Source organism: Pseudoalteromonas sp. 120-MNA-CIBAN-0494 (assembly GCF_040308885.1).
Lineage (GTDB): Bacteria > Pseudomonadota > Gammaproteobacteria > Enterobacterales > Alteromonadaceae > Pseudoalteromonas > Pseudoalteromonas nigrifaciens.
Map to the genome: position 1 here is coordinate 1 of NZ_JBEOOE010000049.1, position 17,986 is coordinate 17,986.

Consider the following 17,986-nt stretch of genomic DNA (forward strand, 5'->3'; position numbering starts at 1 on the left):
TGTTCTTGGCTTTGTTATTCCTCTAAAGCGCAGTGTCTACTAACCTCTTTTTAAACAGGTTTTAATTTAAAATGCGCTACAACAATTTGCACAAAGAGAAGACAATGAGAGTAAATGAGTAGACATAAAACACATTGTTCTTGGCTTTGTTATTCCTCTAAAAGCGCAGCGCCTCATACCCTCTTTGTGAATAAATGGGCTTAGATGTTTTTGTATAAAGAGCAGAAGGTGTGAAAGTATACAAACAGGTTTTAGCGCATTACGCCAGTAAGTTGCTTGGCTGCAAAATAATATCTGGCTTAAACTTAATTTGTAGATGCAGAGCTAACTCACGTTAAAAACTAAAGTTTAAGCATAAAAAAAGCCGCATAAATGCGGCTTTGGGGTTTAGTCTCACTTCACTTTGGGCGTGTCTCCAAAATTTAGTGAATACGTTACCAAGGAACTGTTTTACTTAAATAGCCAATTACTTAGATAGACTCTAAAGCAATTTTAACCATTTCGTTAAATGTGCTTTGACGCTCGTCTGCTGGAGTTGCTTCGCCAGTGATCACATGATCACTTACAGTGAATAATGCCATTGCTTTTGCGCCATATTCGGCTGCAACGCCATATAAACCGGCTGTTTCCATATCAACGGCAAGCACACCTAATTTATCTAAATCTTTATAAAAAGTGTCATCGGCTTGATAAAATGTGTCGGTAGTAAATACGTTGCCCACTTTTGCTTTAATACCAAGATCTTTTGCAGCATTTACGCCGTTTAAAAGCAGGTCAAAGTCAGCAATTGCAGCAAAATCTGTACCGCGTACACGGGCACGATTTACATTTGAATCGGTACATGCACCTTGTGCAAAAATAACATCGCGTATTTTAACGTCGCTACCAATACCGCCACACGTGCCAATACGAATCAGGTTTTTAACCCCAAAAGTAACAATTAGCTCACGCGCATACAAAGACATTGATGGAATGCCCATGCCCGATCCCATAATGCTTACTGGCTTACCTTTGTAAGTGCCTGTAAAGCCAAGCATGTTACGTACACTGGTTACTTGTTTTGCGTCATCTAAAAAGTTTTCAGCAATATATTTTGCGCGTAGCGGATCGCCTGGCATTAATACTGTTTCGGCGAAATCACCTACGTTTGCATTGATATGCGGAGTACTCATTAATCTTTCCTTTTTATTTAGATGTAGTTAGCTTATCTATAAAGCCATCACCGTATTCAAGCGCAGGTAAGTTAAACCATTGTGCTAAGGTTTGACCTATGTCTGCAAAACTATTGCGCTCACCAAGTGGGGTGTCGGTCATACCCGGTTGGTAAGCAATTACTGGTACGTATTCACGGGTGTGCTCAGAACCTGGAAAGGTTGGATCGCAGCCATGATCGGCAGTAATAATTAGTAAATCATCGGCTTTTAGTGCGTTTAATATAGTTGGCAAATAATCGTCAAACTCTTTTAACGCTTTTGCATACCCAACAGGATTACGACGATGACCAAACATTTCGTCAAAGTCGACCAAGTTAGTAAATATTAAGCTGTGATCGGGCGCACTTTGCATTAATTCGTTGGTTTTTTTCAGCAAGTTTATTAACCCAGGTGCTTTATGCTTTTGGGTAATACCTTGATGCGCGTATATATCTGAAATTTTGCCAATACTTATTACTTCGCCACCGTCTTTTGCTAGTACGTCTAGCAATGTAGGGGCTGGCGGTAATACCGAGTAGTCACGGCGATTGCTGGTACGAGCAAAGTCTTGATTATTTGAACCCAAAAATGGCCGCGCAATCACTCGTCCTATATTCATTTCATCAAGTAGCGACCGTGCAGTTTCGCAAACCTGATAAAGCTTTTCTAGGCCGAATGACTCTTCATGCGCGGCTATTTGAAACACGCTGTCAGCTGAGGTGTAACAGATAGGTTTACCTGTTTTAACGTGCTCTTCACCTAGCTGCTCTAAAATAGTGGTTCCTGATGCATGGCAGTTGCCTAATATACCTGGGATACCGGTACGAGCAATAAGCTCGTCAATAAATTCTTGTGGGAAGCTTGGCTGAGTTTTAGGAAAATAACCCCAATCAAATAAAACGGGTACTCCCGCCATTTCCCAATGGCCTGATGGCGTATCTTTACCGCTCGAAAGCTCTTTTGCGTATCCCCATGCACCTTGCGATGCTGAACGATTTGACACTAAACAAGGCTCTTTACCGGCCGCTTCGCAGGCATCAATTAACCCTAACTTTGATAAGTTAGGTAGCGATAATGCTGTGCCTGTTTCGTCATAATATGCTTTTAGCAGATGTGCTAAAGTATTCGCGCCAATATCACCAAATTTATCTGCATCTGGTGCTGCGCCAATTCCTAAACTGTCTGCCATTAGGATAATTGCTCTTGCCATTGTGACCTCCCGTTATTCAATATGGTTACTTTATCTGCTCTTCGATTTTTACGCACAGGACATAAGTCCTGTTTCATATAACCTAAACATTATAAATTTACGCCCTTAAGCGAAGCAAAAGAGATTAATCGTGTCTTTTTTGCTATTGTGATCTACCAACAATATATCTTCCTGTGTGGGTGAGAACTTTAGTGACACGAACTATTATAGCCATTGCTGGCGCGTCAGCGTCGGGTAAATCTCTTTTTAGCCAAACAATTTACAATGAATTGGTTAATGAACTTGAACCAGGCGCTATCGCCATTATCGAAGAGGATGCTTATTATAAGGATCAGTCGCATTTACCGTTTGCACATCGTACGCAAACTAACTACGACCATCCTGATGCATTTGAATATAAGCTAATGCATGAGCATTTAACACAACTTCGTAACGGCCACGCTGTAGAAGTACCTATTTATGATTATGCACAACATACTCGCAGCGAAACAACGCGGTATGTAACTGCAGCTAAAATATTAATCGTAGAAGGCATTTTACTACTTAGCGATAAAGCGCTTAATAAAGAATTTGATATTAAGGTGTTTATAGACACTCCCTTAGACATTTGCTTAATGCGTAGAATGCAACGCGATATGGAGCAAAGGGGCAGAACATTACAATCTGTTGTTGAACAATACCAAGCAACTGTTAGACCGATGTTTTATCAATTTATAGAACCGTCAAAGCATAATGCAGATCTAGTTGTCACTCGAGGCGGCATGAATCGCGTTGCGATTGATATAATAAAAAGTAAAATTAAACATATTCTTCAAGAATAGTAACGGGAAACATTTGTATGACAACTTTTATGAGCGTAGTTGGCATGTTTATGCTGCTAGCTATTGCGTTTGCGGCGTCAACTAATCGCAAAGCAATAAAGCTTAGAACGGTAGGTATCGCATTTGCGATGCAAGTAATTATTGGTGGTTTTGTATTATTTTTTGATGCAGGCAAAAATGCATTAGCAAGTGTATCTTCCGCTGTTTCATCGGTTATTGGTTTTGCTAACGACGGTATAAGCTTTTTGTTTGGACCTTTAGCATCGCAAGATACATTAGGGTTTATTTTTGCTATTCAAGTACTGCCGGTAATTGTGTTTTTCTCTGCGTTAGTGGCCGTGTTATATCATTTAGGCATTATGGCGTGGGTTATTAAGATTTTAGGTGGCGGCTTGCAAAAGCTGTTAAAAACCTCACGTACTGAATCGTTATCGGCCACTGCTAATATTTTTGTTGGCCAAACAGAAGCACCGTTAATTGTTAAACCTTTTATTGCCACTATGACCAAGTCGGAATTATTTGCCGTAATGGTAGGTGGTTTAGCAACGGTAGCAGGCTCTGTTATGGCCGGTTACGTAATTATTGGTATTGACCTTAAGTATTTAATAGCAGCTAGCTTTATGGCGGCTCCTGGCGGCTTTTTAATGGCCAAAATGATTGTGCCAGAAACCGAAACGCCTAAAGACAATTTAGCTGACTTAGATTTAGATGATGAAAAGCCCGTTAACGTTATTGATGCAGCCGCATCGGGTGCTGCAAGTGGTATGCACTTGGCACTAAACGTAGGTGCAATGCTACTTGCTTTTGTAGCATTAATTGCATTGTTAAACGGTTTATTAGGCGGTATTGGCGGCTGGTTTGACTACCCGACATTAACGCTGCAAGAAATTTTAGGTTATGTATTTGCGCCTGTTGCATGGTTACTTGGTGTGCCATGGAATGAAGCAATACTAGCCGGTAGCTTTATTGGTCAAAAGTTAGTAGTGAATGAATTTGTTGCTTACTTAGACTTTATAAATTATCGCGATACGTTAAGTGCGCACACTCAAGCAATTGTTACTTTTGCACTGTGTGGCTTTGCTAACTTATCATCGATAGCCATTTTACTAGGTGGATTAGGCGGTATGGCGCCTAGTCGGCGAAAGGATATCGCTCGCTTAGGGCTCAGAGCAGTGTTAGCAGGATCTATGGCTAACCTTATGAGCGCCGCAATTGCTGGATTTTTCCTCTCGCTAGCTTAGAAACTTAATGAGATGAACCACTGTTGCAAAACAATAGGGTAGTGCTTTAAGGGGTTAAAGCTCTATCTGACTTGAACGATACTTCATCAAGGGCCGCAAGGCCCTTTTATCGTTTTGGGCTTATAAATAGGTTTATAAATGAGCTTAAAGGCTAATCTTTGAATCATATAATAAAATGAAAAACCACCTGCCAACCACCACCTTTAAACACTAAAATGGTATTCACCACAGATCAACACCAGATAACAGTCCCCTGCCACAAGCGCAATATAAAGCAGTAAAAAGCGTGCGAGGTAAACTCCCTGCGGCTCCTATAACCATTAACTTGGGTGGGATTATAACTACTCGCTAATAATTAAGAAGTTGATAGTTGACTGGCAGACAGCTCAAGCCTGAGTGCTGTCCCTTTTCGTATTTACGGCTAAAGCTAAACATTGAGTTTGCTTAGTTACTCTATTGAGCTTGCATCAAACACCTGACGCCTAAAACCTGAAATATAAAACCTGCCTTTGCCTCATACTGGCATTTCATCTCTAGGGTTTAAATCACTACTTTGTGATCTCATCACCTTTTACAAATACGTTTTTCGTACTACGAGCATGTGGCAGGTAACAAGCTACTCGCCCAGGGTAAGTTTATACCCAACACCAAAAGTACAGTAAAAAGCGCGAGGTAAACTCCCGCCTGCTTTTGCAGCCATTAATTTGGCTGGGGTTCTAACTGCTCGCTGATAGTTGATTGATTAATTGATAGTTGATTGATAGCTCAAGCCTGAGCGCTGCCTTTTGCATTTACGCCTAAAGCTATACACATTGAGCATGGCACCTGTATTTTATATAAAATTGCATTCAAAAAATCGGCACAGAGTTTGGTTAGTTAAGTTTAATGCGTTGAAATACAATACTGAGGGGGGAGTTACCGAGGAATATCAAATTTTAGGCACAAAAAAAGCGCCTTAAGCGCTTTTTTTCATTTTACTTAAAAAGTAAAATTATACAGCTGTGATGTTATCAGCTTGTGGACCTTTTTGACCTTGTGAAAGAGTGAACTCTACACGTTGGCCTTCAGCTAAAGTTTTGAAACCTTCGCTTTTGATTGCTGAGAAATGTGCGAAAACGTCTGGGCCGTTTTCTTGCTCGATGAAACCAAAACCTTTAGACTCGTTAAACCACTTAACTGTACCTGATACGATGTTTGACATTGTAATATCCTGATATAAAAATAAAAATATGCTCATATGAGCGGGTATAGCAAAAAATGAGATGGTACTTTAAAAACTTCAGGACGGTACTACAAGTATTACTTATACAACATCGAAATGGAGATTTATAGATTACATACTTTCTTTCTAGCTGCGGCCCACTATATAGAAGTTTTAATTTGTGTCAAGCTTATTATTTAAATAGTTTTAAAATAATAAACCTTGTTTAGATTAGTTAAGGGTCTTTCAGTTACTCTATTAAATTAGCAATAATGCTACGGTTACGACCATGCTCTTTTGCATAGTAAAGTGCGTTATCGGCTTTTTTAAATACTTGCTCAATATTAGTGCCGTGCTCTGGGTAACTAGCAATACCTATTGATATGGTTATGTAACCAACTGTATCTATATGTGACGACTCAACTGCAAGGCGCAGCCTTTCTGCTATTTTAAATGCACCTTCACTGTTTTGATTAGGTATTACAAGCACAAATTCTTCGCCGCCAATGCGCGCAACAATATCATCTTTGCGAGCAACACTTTGAATAAGCTTGGTTAATGCTTTGAGTGCTTCATCGCCTTTGTCGTGCCCATATGTATCATTTACGCGTTTAAAAAAGTCGATGTCTATTTCTAAAATGGTAAATAACGTTTGTTCGTGGATTAGTTTATCAAGCCATACTTTTAAACTTCTGCGATTATGAATCCCCGTTAGAGGATCTGTTTGTGCATCGTGGCGTAACTGCCCTATTTGCAGTTGTAAAACACTTTCACCTTTTAACATTGCTGTTTTTAATTGCTGACTTTCAAAATACCATGACTTAACTTTTTTCAACTCACTTTCATGATTCAATTCATCAGTTCTATTTGCAATATCAGCTAGTCGCTTAAGTGGCTTAGAAATAAAATGCGCAAACAAGCCGATTAAAATAAAAATAATAATAACGATAGGCAATGTACGTTTTATCACTGCAATTATTAATGTGTCTAACGAGCTTAACGTTACTTTTATAGGGCGTTGCGCAATAATCCCCCAGTTGGCCAGTTTTACTGGGGCGTAACCTGCAAGCATATGAATATTTTGGCTGTTATTTATATGAGCGATGCCATCATTACCCATAAGCACCTGATTAATAACTTTATTATTAGCTAAAAAAGTACCTATGCGTGCAGAGTCAGGATGATAAAGAATACGCTTTTTAGTATCAACCACATAAATATGTGTTCCTCCCTCAAAATAATGATGCTCCAACAGGTCATTTAATATACTGCGCTCTTTTAAATATAATGACCCACCTATATACCCTAAATAGTCACCTTTACTAGAAAAGAGCGGATGTGAAATAAACACAATTAAATTACCTGATTTAGACATATAAGAGTCGCTGATCAACGGGCGACGCTCTTTAAATGCCTGTGTTGCGCCTGGTGACGATAAGGGTTGGTCAATAATCAGTGGTAGCTCGGGGGAGGTTGCGCTAATGATGCCGTATTTGTTTATAATAACGGAGTTAAAGCTGTTTGTTTGTCGATTTAAGCGCGTGACCTCTGCTTGTAATAGCGTGTTGTCATCTATGTTTTGTTCTATTTTTTTAGCTGAATAAGCCAGTTGTTGCATGGCTGACTCTAAAAAGTTATTCGTTGCCGATGCTAATTTATTAGCATAAGCAAAGTTGCTTTTTAGTGTATTACTCATTAGCTGTTCTTTTTGCACTTGATAAGTAGAATAAAAACTACTCACCAAGGTACTTAATGCAGCTAAGAGTACTAACAAAAAAATAAGAAACCGAAGGTTTAAAGCCGATAGCAATTTATTGAGCAAGCGATTATCGTCCACAGTACAAAGCTAATCAGCTTGCACTTATAATTCATACATAAAGCTAGAAATAATACTTTCTTTATGCTTTAAAATCCACATTTGTTATAAAATTGTTACATTAAAATTGTGTTATTAAAACTTTTAGATTGCGAATTTTCGCCTAAATAAAGTGCTTTATGTAAGCGCCTATTCAGCTTTAAAAATCAATAAGACTTAAACGTACCGCTATTGCGTATCTGCTTTGCAGTTGCACTAAAAAATAGATAAGCTGCATGCACTTATCTATTTTATTTAGCTTTGGAGTGTGTTTTGCTAAATAAGTATGCTGTATCGTCTATTGCTTTTTTAATCGGGTGTTTAATGCCATTACAATCTTCTATAGCTCAACCTGCGCTTACGCTTGAACAACAACTTGGCCAAAAGCTATTACTCGACTTTCGCTATTTTTGTCACCAAGGTGCAAGCAAACAGTGCCGAACGCCAATGACTCAATTACCCAATGAACTGGCAAACGCCATTAGTAAATACAATATTGGCGGGGTGATTTTATTTTCTGAAAACACCCAATCTATTGAACAAATAATTACCCTTAACCAACAATTACAACATGCTGCAAGTAAATCGAGTTCGGCATTACCTTTGTTTATTTCGGTTGATCAAGAAGGCGGCCGTGTTGCACGCCTACCGCGCGATGTAGCAACCTCGTTTACCGGTAATATGTCGATTGGTGCTACTTTTGAAAAACACGACAGTTATTTTGCCGCGCAAACCGCTAAAGTAATGGCCACCGAGCTAAGTGCTTTGGGTATTAACGTTAATTATGCGCCTTCAATCGACGTAAATATGAACCCAGATAACCCCGTTATTAATGTACGTTCGTTTGGCGAGGATCCTAAGCGCGTTGCAACTTTAGGTGCAGCTCAAGTTGCTGGGTTTGAAAATAACGGCATTATTAGTTCACTTAAACATTTCCCGGGCCACGGCGACACTAACGTAGATAGCCATACGGGCTTACCTAGGGTAAACCATGCAAAAGAGGTTATTTACCAACAAGATCTAGCCCCTTTTAAACAGATTATTGCCACGCAAAGCCCTGGCATGATCATGACCGCACATATTCAGTACCCTGCGCTTGATAGCAGTACCTTTACCAGTGTTGATGGTAAAAGCATGATTAAACCCGCAACTATGTCGCGTAAAATAATTACTGATATTTTACGCCATGAGCTTAATTATAATGGCGTAGTAGTAACCGATGCACTTGATATGGCAGGTATTAGTCACTTTTTTAATCCTACTCAAGCGGTTATAAACACCTTTGCTGCAGGGGTCGATATTGCCTTAATGCCAATAGAAATTCGCAGCATAGATGACTTAACCAAACTTGATCAGCTCATTAAAGATTTAGTTGCTGCAGTTAAGTCTAAGCAACTTAATCAACAAGAAATAACTGAGTCGGCGCAGCGTATTACAACGCTTAAAAGTAAGTTTAAACTTAACACCAGTTTTAACGCCATTAATGCGCTAGTTAACGCCAAGCACGTTATTGGGAGTAAAGCGCATCGCGATATTGAAGCACAATTAGCGGTAGAGGCTATTACACAAGTTAAAAACACTCACAATACACTGCCACTTACACTTAAAGCCGGGCAACATGTTCATATTATAATGCCCGACACCCGCAAATGCATGGCACTACAACAAGCCTTGCAAAGCATTAGTAAACATACGCTTAACTATACTTGTAGTAGCTTGCAAGGCTTTGATCCGCAACAAGCGCACACAGACATTAATAAAGCCGATGTTGTTATAGCGGGCAATGCAACGCCAAATCAAAGTGCGGTAGAAATTGGCGGTATGGATGATTTAAAAAACGATCCTCAATTTGCACTTAGCAACGCACAGCAGCCAAAAGCACTTGAGTCGTTATTAAAAGTGGCCAAAAAGCAAAATAAAAATATGGTATTTATTAGCCTAAGAGCGCCTTACGACATTGCTGAGTTTAGCGATTATGCGCATGCTGTACTTGCATCGTATGCCTATAATATTGATCACGATAAAAACGATATTGTAACAGGCCCCGCATTTACCGCTTTAGCACACGTACTGTTAGGCAAATTGCCAGCTTATGGCACTTTGCCTGTAACAATAAAAAAGTAAGGAGAACTTAAATGCTATTAAATTGCGATTTAGGTGAAAGCTTTGGTGCTTGGAAAATGGGCTTAGATGAAGAGGTTATGCCGCACATTAATATGGCTAACATTGCTTGTGGTTTTCATGCGGGTGATGCCGATGTAATGGCAAATACGCTCAAGCTGGCAAAACAGCATAAGGTACAAATTGGCGCTCATCCTAGCTACCCAGATCAACAAGGTTTTGGCAGACGATCTATGGCGCTAAGTGCAAGCGAGCTTACAAATTGTCTGCACTATCAAATTGCTGCGCTAGAAGGTATGGCCAAAGTACAAGGCTTAAGCCTTAGTTATGTTAAGCCCCATGGCGCACTTTATAACGATATGATGCTTAACGAGCAGCTTTTAACTAGCGTAATGGGCGCGGTAGCACACTACCCTAGCCCATTAAAATTAATGATTTTAGCAACGGCTGATGCTAAAAAGCATCAAAAAATGGCCGACACTTTAGGGGTAAAATTAATATTAGAAGCCTTTGCCGACAGACAATACACCGACGAAGGGCTTTTAGTGTCAAGGCAGTTAGCAGGTAGTGTGCATAACGAGCAAGCTTTAATTGAGCAAGTAAAGCAACTGTTAGCTGATGGCAGCGTAACTACGCGTTCAGGTAAAAAGTTAATTTTAGATGCCGATAGTTTATGCGTTCACGGCGATAACCCTGCCGGTATTGCACTCATTCAACAAATAAAGTTATTGTGTAAACGTTAAATCATTATTTAATATGTTCAGTTGTAAACCCCCTTTACAGCTGAACCGTTTTACAGATTCAGTCTACCCACGCAATTACTTCATCACCCTAGCTATTATTTTTAAACTCTCTAACATATAACCATTATTATTAACAACCACAGGGATTTGAAATGAGAACATTTTTTGCGCTTAGTCTATTAATAAGCACAGGTAATCTTGCCTTTGCCAATAGCAGCACCCTACAGTTAGAAGATGTATTTACGCTTGAATACGCTAACCAGCTAGACATTACCAAAGACGGTAAAACAGTTTATTTTGTACGTAACAGAATGGATATAAAAACCGACCGTAAAATAGGTAATATTTGGACAGTAGATTATAAAACACGACAAATTCAACCGCTTACTTCTGGCGTGCATATGGATCATTCGCCCAAGTTGTCGCCGGACGGCTCTCGTTTAGCGTTTATTTCAAACCGTGACGGTAGCAACCAAATTTACATGAAATGGCTTAAAACTGGCGCGGTTAGCAAAATAAGTAACCTTACAAGTACGCCAAAAGCGCTAAGCTGGAGCCCAGATGCTAAGCAACTCGCATTTAGTATGTTTGTTGCCACCACATCAAGCTCACCCATTAACTTACCTGGTAAACCTGAAGGCTCTACTTGGGCAGAGCCAGCTAAATATATTGACGATGTATATTATCGTGCTGATGGTGCTGGTTACTCTAAGAATGGCTTTGAGCAATTATTTATTATTGACGCAAATGGCGGCAATGCTAAACAGCTCACCTTTGATGAGTTTAATAACGGCGGCGAAGTTAGCTTTAGTAAAGATAAAAAAGCGTTATATTTTTCGGCTAATAGGCATAACAATTACTTGTTAAAACCAACTAATAGCGAAGTATATAAACTTAATTTAATTACGCTTGAAGTAACCGCTGTAACCGATAGAAACGGCCCCGATCGCCAACCTCAAGTATCGCCTAATGGCCGCTACCTTGCGTATACCGGTTACGATGACAAGCAAACTAATTACGAAAACACCCAATTGTATATTCGCGACCTACGTTCGGGTAAAACAACTAATTTAACTGCCGACTTAGACCGCAGCGTAGCTAAAATAAAGTGGAGCGGTAACTCTAAAGGCATTTACTTTAGTTACGCTGATCAAGGGCAAACCACGTTAGCGTACCAACCTCGTAGCGGTTCACGTAAAGTTATTACTGAAAAAATTGGCAGCGTTTCGTTTGGTCGTCCTTATTCTGGTGGCGACTTTGATGTGAGCGAAGATGACGAAATTGTGTTTACCCTAGCCGACACGCAGCGCCCTGCCGATGTAGCGGCAATTAAACGTGGTAAAGCACAGCGCTTAACAAGTTTAAATGACAACTCGCTGGGGCATAAACAACTAGCCAAGGTAGAAGAGCTATGGCTTAAATCGAGCCACGATCAACTGCCAATTCAAGCTTGGGTAGCCTACCCGCCTGGTTTTGACAGTAATAAAAAGTACCCATTAATTCTTGAAATTCATGGTGGCCCGGTAGCCAATTACGGCCCGCACTTTAGCGCCGAGGTACAATTATATGCGGCTAAGGGGAACGTTGTATTGTATATGAACCCTCGCGGGAGTGATTCTTACGGCAAAGAGTTTGCACAAACTATTCATCATAATTACCCAAGTAACGATTATGACGACTTAATGACTGGAGTAGATGCTTTAATTGCCAAAGGTTTTATTGATGAGTCTAAATTGTTTGTTACCGGTGGCTCTGGTGGCGGCGTACTTACCGCGTGGATAGTTGGCCATACCGACCGTTTTGCCGCAGCCGTGGTTGCTAAACCTGTAATTAACTGGATCAGTTTTGTACTAACTGCCGACTTTTACCCGTTCTTTGCTGACTATTGGTTTCCGGGTAAGCCGTGGGATCATATAGAACATTATATGAAACGCTCGCCAATTAGTTATGTCGGCAATGTAAAAACACCCACTATGCTACTAACCGGTGAATCTGATTTCCGTACACCGATTTCAGAAACCGAACAGTTTTATCAAGCATTAAAGCTACAAGGTGTTGAAACCGCTATGGTACGTATTCCCGATGCATCACATGGTATTACCGCTCGTCCGTCTAATTTAATGGCTAAAGTTGCCTATATTCAATGGTGGTTTGATAAACACACTAAATAACCTAAACATACCGCTTGGTATGTAAGTTAAAGCCACTTTTTTAAAGTGGCTTTTTTACATTACCAATAAGTGTAAAGGGGGTTTACAGTAAGTAACCTAAACTCAGGTTAGGTATTTTTAATAGTAACGCCTAGGCAAACTACAAACGCCGCGGCAAGTTAATTAACCTGACCTCTGGTTAAGAGATTTACTAACGTATTGAATCATATTTATATTTAATTTTATTTTCTCTAGCCAGAGGTTTTCAGTGAAAACAAGGCGAATTTACGGGTCAATAACTGGCCTATTGCAAGAAAATTCAACGCAGTTAGCGCTGAAAATAGCTGCTTGAGATCCGGATCTCAGGTTAATTATAGCCAAAAAGTACTCACTCCCCCTTTAGGGATATAGTCCACTTTAACTATATTCACCTACACGCTAACATCAGCAATATAGAGATAAAGCCATCTAAATGCTTACTAATACTTAAGCTATCTTAATGCCTAGCTTAAGTATCGGACTTAACTATTATTTGAGTTGGTAAAATTTCGGTTTATACAATTAAATACCCACTGAGTTGGTAAAAAACCGGTTTGAGCTAGTGTTTATAGGCCCTCAGTTAGTAAAAAAGTGTTTTGTCGATGGCTCAAGTTAGTAAAAAATCGGTTTATTATAAGGTGAGTGTTCACTCAAAAAGCTAAAATCAGTCACTTATGGCCTTTATTTACAGTTTATAAAGCCATAAAAGTGCTAAAAAGGTTAAATAATGGGCTTTACACTAAGCTTGGTTAAACTCTGATCCGTAATTATAGCCAGCTAGTTAAATACTGATCTGTTGCGGGTAGCTACTTAACTGAACTGGTTAAAAGGTTTACTAAAGTATTAAACTGTAATGATAATTTTATTTTCTTTAATTAGAGGTTTATTTGAGGAGTGGGGAGGAAACAAGGCAGCTTTACGCGCCCATGGCTGGCCTATTGCAAACAAATTCAATGCAGTTAACGTCAAAAAGCGACTAGAGATAGCTTTATTATCCACAGACAGGTTACTTAATTATACGCATAAAAAAAGGGCCTTTCGGCCCTTTACGTAACACTATCTAGTTGAATTAGAATTGGTTCATGGTGTTATCTTCACCACCGGCTTTAAGCGCATTATCACCAGAGAAGTACTCTTTGTGTGTATCGCCAATGTTAGAGCCTGCAAGGTCTTGGTGCTTAACAGACGCTTGTTCGCGACGAATCTCTTGACGCTGTACATCACGTACATAAGCCAGCATACCTAAGTCACCAAAGTAACCTTCTGACAAAATATCCGTACTTAGTGCTGCTGTATGGTACGTTGGCAATGTGATTAGGTGATGGAAAATACCGGCTTCACGTGCACCATCACGTTGAAAGTTTTGTACTAGTAAATCGGCTGCTACTGCAAGCTCGGTAGCATCCATTTCTGGTGCCATAAGGCCTTTATTGTCACCCAAGCTTGGGTAAGCGCTAAGGTCACGGCCCGCTTCTTGCCATTCTTGATACACTTGCTCACGAAACTTAAGTGTCCAGTTAAACGACGGTGAGTTGTTATAAACAAGCTTAGCATCTGGCACTTGCTCTTTAACACGATTAACCAGCTCAGCAATTTGCTTAACATGTGGTTTTTCGGTTTCAATCCACAGTAAATCTGCACCCGACTGTAGGCTAGTTACACAATCTAGTACTACGCGGTCTTTTTCTGTACCTTCGCGGAACTGGAATAAACCATTATCAAGGCGCGTTGGTTTGCAAAGTTGGCCATTAAGCTTCATTGCAGTGTCGCCTTCATTTAAATCTTCAACACCGTTAATTGGCGTAGTTTCTAAAAATGCATTGTACTGGCTAGCTAAGTCACCTGGAGTTTGTGAAACCGGTACTTTTTGCGTTAGGCTGGCGCCTAGTGAATCGGTACGCGCAACAATAATACCGTTATCAATGCCCAGTTCTAAAAATGCGTAACGTACTGCGTTAATTTTAGCTAAAAAGTCTTCGTGCGGTACAGTTACTTTACCTGCTTGATGGCCACATTGCTTAGCGTCGGACACTTGGTTTTCGATTTGAATTGCACAAGCACCTGCTTCAATCATTTTTTTAGCGAGTAGGTAAGTCGCTTCTTCGTTACCAAAACCGGCATCAATATCAGCAATAATTGGCACTACGTGCGTTTCAAAGTTATCAATTTTATCTAGTACCGCTTGTACGTCGCCGCCGTTTGCTTTAGCTGCATCTAGGTCATTAAATAAATGGTCTAGTTCACGTGCATCGGCTTGCTTTAAAAAGGTGTAAATTTCTTCAATTAGTGCCGGAACTGAGGTTTTTTCGTGCATACTTTGATCCGGAAGCGGACCAAACTCTGAACGAAGTGCCGCAACCATCCAGCCACTTAAGTATACATAGCTACGCTTAGTTGTTTTTTGATGGCGCTTAATAGCCATCATCATTTGTTGCGCAGTAAATCCATGCCAACAACCTAAAGACTGAGTGTACTGGCTTGTATCAGCGTCGTATGCGGCCATGTCTTCACGCATAATGTCAGCAGTAAACTGTGCAATTTCTACCCCAGTACGAAAGCGATTTTGTAAACGCATACGTGTTGCATATTCAGGGTTAATGGTTTTCCATGCACTACCTTGTTTTTTACAAAGTGTTGCTAATGTATCTGTTTCGCTTTTATATGTAGTCATAATTAAAATCCTTTGAACGGGGTAAATTATTATAGTGTTATGAGAGTGACTGCTTTAGTTGCTCTGCAGCGCTTAATTAAACATTAGGCTTATTTTTCAGATTTAGTAAATTTATAGTTGTTATTACGGCTATACATATCATGAATGAGTAAATTGCACTCAACCCCCCTTTTTTACGTTATGGTTACACTACGCACACTAAAATTTACAATATCGCGACCGTTTAAGGATTATTAAAATGCCCCATACTCTCACTCACTCAGGACTCAGCGTAGACAACCAACTAGCTGACTTTGTTAAAAACCAGCTATTACCTGGTACACATTTAAATGAGCAGCAATTTTGGCAGCGCTTTGCGCATATTGTACAAACATTAACGCCAGTAAATAGAGCTCTACTTGCTAAACGCGAACAGCTACAACAGCAAATTGATGAGTATCATCTGACCAATAAAAGCTGGGATAAAGCACAGTATCAGGCGTTTTTAACCGACATAGGTTACCTAGTAAACGAGCCTGAAAATTTTAGTATTGAAACAAAAAATGTTGAGCCCGAAATAGCACAAACAGCTGGGCCGCAGCTGGTAGTGCCGGTAAGCAATGCACGCTTTGCACTTAATGCTGCAAACGCGCGTTGGGGTTCGTTATACGATGCCCTATACGGTACTGATGTACTAAGCGAAGAAGATGGTGCCGAAAAAGGCCGCACGTATAACTCAGTTCGTGGTTTTAAAGTAATGGCATACGCGAGACAGTTTTTAGATAAAGCCTTGCCACTAGAAAACGGCTCGCATATAGAGAGTACTAACTATTCAGTTGTTGATGGCGCGCTATCAATTACTCTACGCGACAGCTCACAAACCAAACTAAAAAAGCCAGAACAATTAGTGGGTTACCAAGGTGAAGCACAAAACCCTAGCGTTATTTTGCTCAAAAATAATGGCCTACACCTTGAACTGCATATAGATCACCATCACCCAATAGGCCAAGCAGATAAAGCAGGCTTAAAAGATGTGGTACTTGAAGCTGCGCTTACCACTATTATGGACTGCGAGGACTCTATAGCTGCAGTTGATGCAGAGGATAAAGTACAAGTTTATAAAAACTGGTTAGGTTTAATGCAAGGCAACTTAGTCGAATCGTTTAAAAAAGGCGATAACATAGTCGAACGTACCCTGCAAAGCGACCGTCAATATACTGCGCTAAATGGTGAAACCTTAAGCTTAAAGGGCCGCAGCATGATGTTTGTGCGCAATGTAGGCCACCTAATGACCAATCCTGCAATTACCGACGTAAGCGGTAACGATGTGTTTGAAGGCATTATGGATGCCATGTTTACTGCAACAGCGGCGCTACATGACTTAAATTCTAGCAGTGCGCTTAAAAACTCCAGTGCGCAAAGTATAAACATTGTAAAACCTAAAATGCATGGCCCAGAAGAAGTGGCATTAACAAACACGCTATTTAACATGGTTGAAGAAGCACTTGGCTTAGAAAAAAACACCATTAAAATGGGCATTATGGATGAAGAGCGCCGTACTTCAGCTAACCTAAAAGCCTGTATTCATGCAGCAAAAGAGCGTGTTGTATTTATTAATACCGGATTTTTAGATAGAACAGGTGATGAGATTCATACCTCAATGCACGCCGGTGTGGTACTGCCTAAAGCCGCTATTAAATTAGAGCCGTGGATCAGCGCCTACGAAGATCGCAACGTAGACATTGGTTTGGCTTGTGGCTTAAGCCATAAAGCACAAATAGGTAAAGGTATGTGGGCTATGCCCGATAAAATGGCATTAATGATGGAGCAAAAAATAGCTCACCCTAAATCTGGCGCTAATACCGCGTGGGTGCCCTCCCCTACAGCAGCAACTCTGCATGCCATGCATTATCATGATGTAGATGTATTTAGCGAGCAACAAAGCATTGCTAAGCGTGCAATTGCCAGCCTAGATGAGCTACTTACCCCACCATTAATGGACGAGCCTGAGCTACTCAGCAAAGAAGATATTAAAACCGAGCTTGAAAACAACGCCCAAGGTATTTTAGGTTATGTAGTACGCTGGATTGACCAAGGGATTGGCTGCTCTAAAGTGCCCGACATAAACCATATTGGCCTTATGGAAGATAGAGCAACACTGCGTATTTCAAGCCAACATATGGCTAACTGGTTGCATCATGGTATTTGCAGCGAGCAACAAATTAGATCAACCATGGCTAAAATGGCAAAAGTGGTAGATGGCCAAAATGAACACGACAATGCCTACAAGCCTATGGCAATAAGTGAGCAATCACTTGCTAATAATATTGCCTACCAAGCTGCACTAGCCTTAGTGTTAGAAGGAGCTAAGCAACCAAGTGGCTACACTGAGCCTTTATTGCACAGCTACCGCTTAAAATATAAAGCGCAGCAAGGCGCTTAATACTTAACTTCAAGTATAAAACACCCTAGTTAGCATACAAAAACCAGCCAAAGTGCTGGTTTTTATTTATTTGCCAAAAATACCAGCCATTATTAATAACTAAGGTGAATGGCTAACATTCATCCTTAGTAGCTGTTATTAGTTTTTAACCACATCGAGTAGGGTGAGGCTTTTGCCTCATCTCTCTCACAGAGCCGTACGTACGGGCCTCGTATACGGCTCCTGTATTCTTCTATCCCTTCGGTGCATATTCTCTCCAGCTTTGATCACCCAATTGCATTAACTTTGATCGCTTATTCTCATTAAGCTTTGATCACTA

11 protein-coding genes are annotated in these 17,986 nt (G+C 40.3%); 6 read left to right on the forward strand and 5 right to left on the reverse strand.

Features of this window, described 5'->3' with window-relative positions; genetic code table 11:
- Positions 1-470: 470 nt before the first annotated feature.
- Together deoD and AAEY55_RS17095 are read right to left on the reverse strand one after the other, a co-directional pair.
- Positions 471-1,172, reverse strand: coding sequence for a purine-nucleoside phosphorylase (gene deoD, locus AAEY55_RS17090; RefSeq protein ID WP_011329723.1), 702 nt, complete (start codon positions 1,170-1,172; stop codon positions 471-473).
- 13 nt (positions 1,173-1,185) lie between these two features.
- On the reverse strand, positions 1,186-2,403 hold the full coding sequence (locus tag AAEY55_RS17095; protein WP_179807796.1) for a phosphopentomutase: 1,218 nt from the start codon (positions 2,401-2,403) through the stop codon (positions 1,186-1,188).
- 191 nt (positions 2,404-2,594) lie between these two features.
- Here AAEY55_RS17095 and udk point away from each other — a divergent pair, with 191 nt between their 5' ends.
- Both udk and AAEY55_RS17105 read left to right on the forward strand, forming a co-directional pair.
- Positions 2,595-3,224 (forward strand): uridine kinase, encoded by a 630-nt coding sequence (udk, locus tag AAEY55_RS17100; RefSeq protein ID WP_011329721.1) that lies wholly within the window; start codon positions 2,595-2,597, stop codon positions 3,222-3,224.
- 17 nt (positions 3,225-3,241) lie between these two features.
- A complete protein-coding gene (locus AAEY55_RS17105; RefSeq protein ID WP_011329720.1) occupies positions 3,242-4,465 on the forward strand; it encodes a NupC/NupG family nucleoside CNT transporter in 1,224 nt (407 codons plus the stop codon).
- Positions 4,466-5,456: 991 nt separating this feature from the next.
- Here AAEY55_RS17105 and AAEY55_RS17110 read toward each other — a convergent pair.
- Together AAEY55_RS17110 and AAEY55_RS17115 are read right to left on the reverse strand one after the other, a co-directional pair.
- Positions 5,457-5,666, reverse strand: coding sequence for a cold-shock protein (locus AAEY55_RS17110; RefSeq protein ID WP_002959120.1), 210 nt, complete (start codon positions 5,664-5,666; stop codon positions 5,457-5,459).
- A gap of 250 nt (positions 5,667-5,916) precedes the next feature.
- Positions 5,917-7,362, reverse strand: a complete 1,446-nt coding sequence (locus tag AAEY55_RS17115) for a sensor domain-containing diguanylate cyclase (RefSeq protein WP_350552390.1) — start codon at positions 7,360-7,362, stop codon at positions 5,917-5,919.
- A gap of 483 nt (positions 7,363-7,845) precedes the next feature.
- Between AAEY55_RS17115 and AAEY55_RS17120 the strand changes: the two genes are divergently transcribed.
- The 3 genes from AAEY55_RS17120 (at position 7,846) to AAEY55_RS17130 (ending at position 12,556) form a co-directional block, all read left to right on the forward strand.
- On the forward strand, positions 7,846-9,645 hold the full coding sequence (locus AAEY55_RS17120) for a glycoside hydrolase family 3 protein (RefSeq protein ID WP_086995480.1): 1,800 nt from the start codon (positions 7,846-7,848) through the stop codon (positions 9,643-9,645).
- A gap of 11 nt (positions 9,646-9,656) precedes the next feature.
- Positions 9,657-10,385, forward strand: coding sequence for a 5-oxoprolinase subunit PxpA (locus AAEY55_RS17125; protein ID WP_350552394.1), 729 nt, complete (start codon positions 9,657-9,659; stop codon positions 10,383-10,385).
- Positions 10,386-10,537: 152 nt separating this feature from the next.
- Positions 10,538-12,556, forward strand: coding sequence for a S9 family peptidase (locus tag AAEY55_RS17130; protein ID WP_350552397.1), 2,019 nt, complete (start codon positions 10,538-10,540; stop codon positions 12,554-12,556).
- Between the two features lie 1,087 nt (positions 12,557-13,643).
- Here the strand turns inward: AAEY55_RS17130 and AAEY55_RS17135 are convergent.
- The gene (locus AAEY55_RS17135) at positions 13,644-15,245 is read right to left on the reverse strand and encodes an isocitrate lyase (RefSeq protein ID WP_011329704.1); all 1,602 of its coding nucleotides are present in this window, start codon (positions 15,243-15,245) and stop codon (positions 13,644-13,646) included.
- Positions 15,246-15,483: 238 nt separating this feature from the next.
- Between AAEY55_RS17135 and AAEY55_RS17140 the strand changes: the two genes are divergently transcribed.
- Positions 15,484-17,667, forward strand: a complete 2,184-nt coding sequence (locus tag AAEY55_RS17140; RefSeq protein ID WP_350552400.1) for a malate synthase G — start codon at positions 15,484-15,486, stop codon at positions 17,665-17,667.
- Positions 17,668-17,986: the final 319 nt, after the last annotated feature.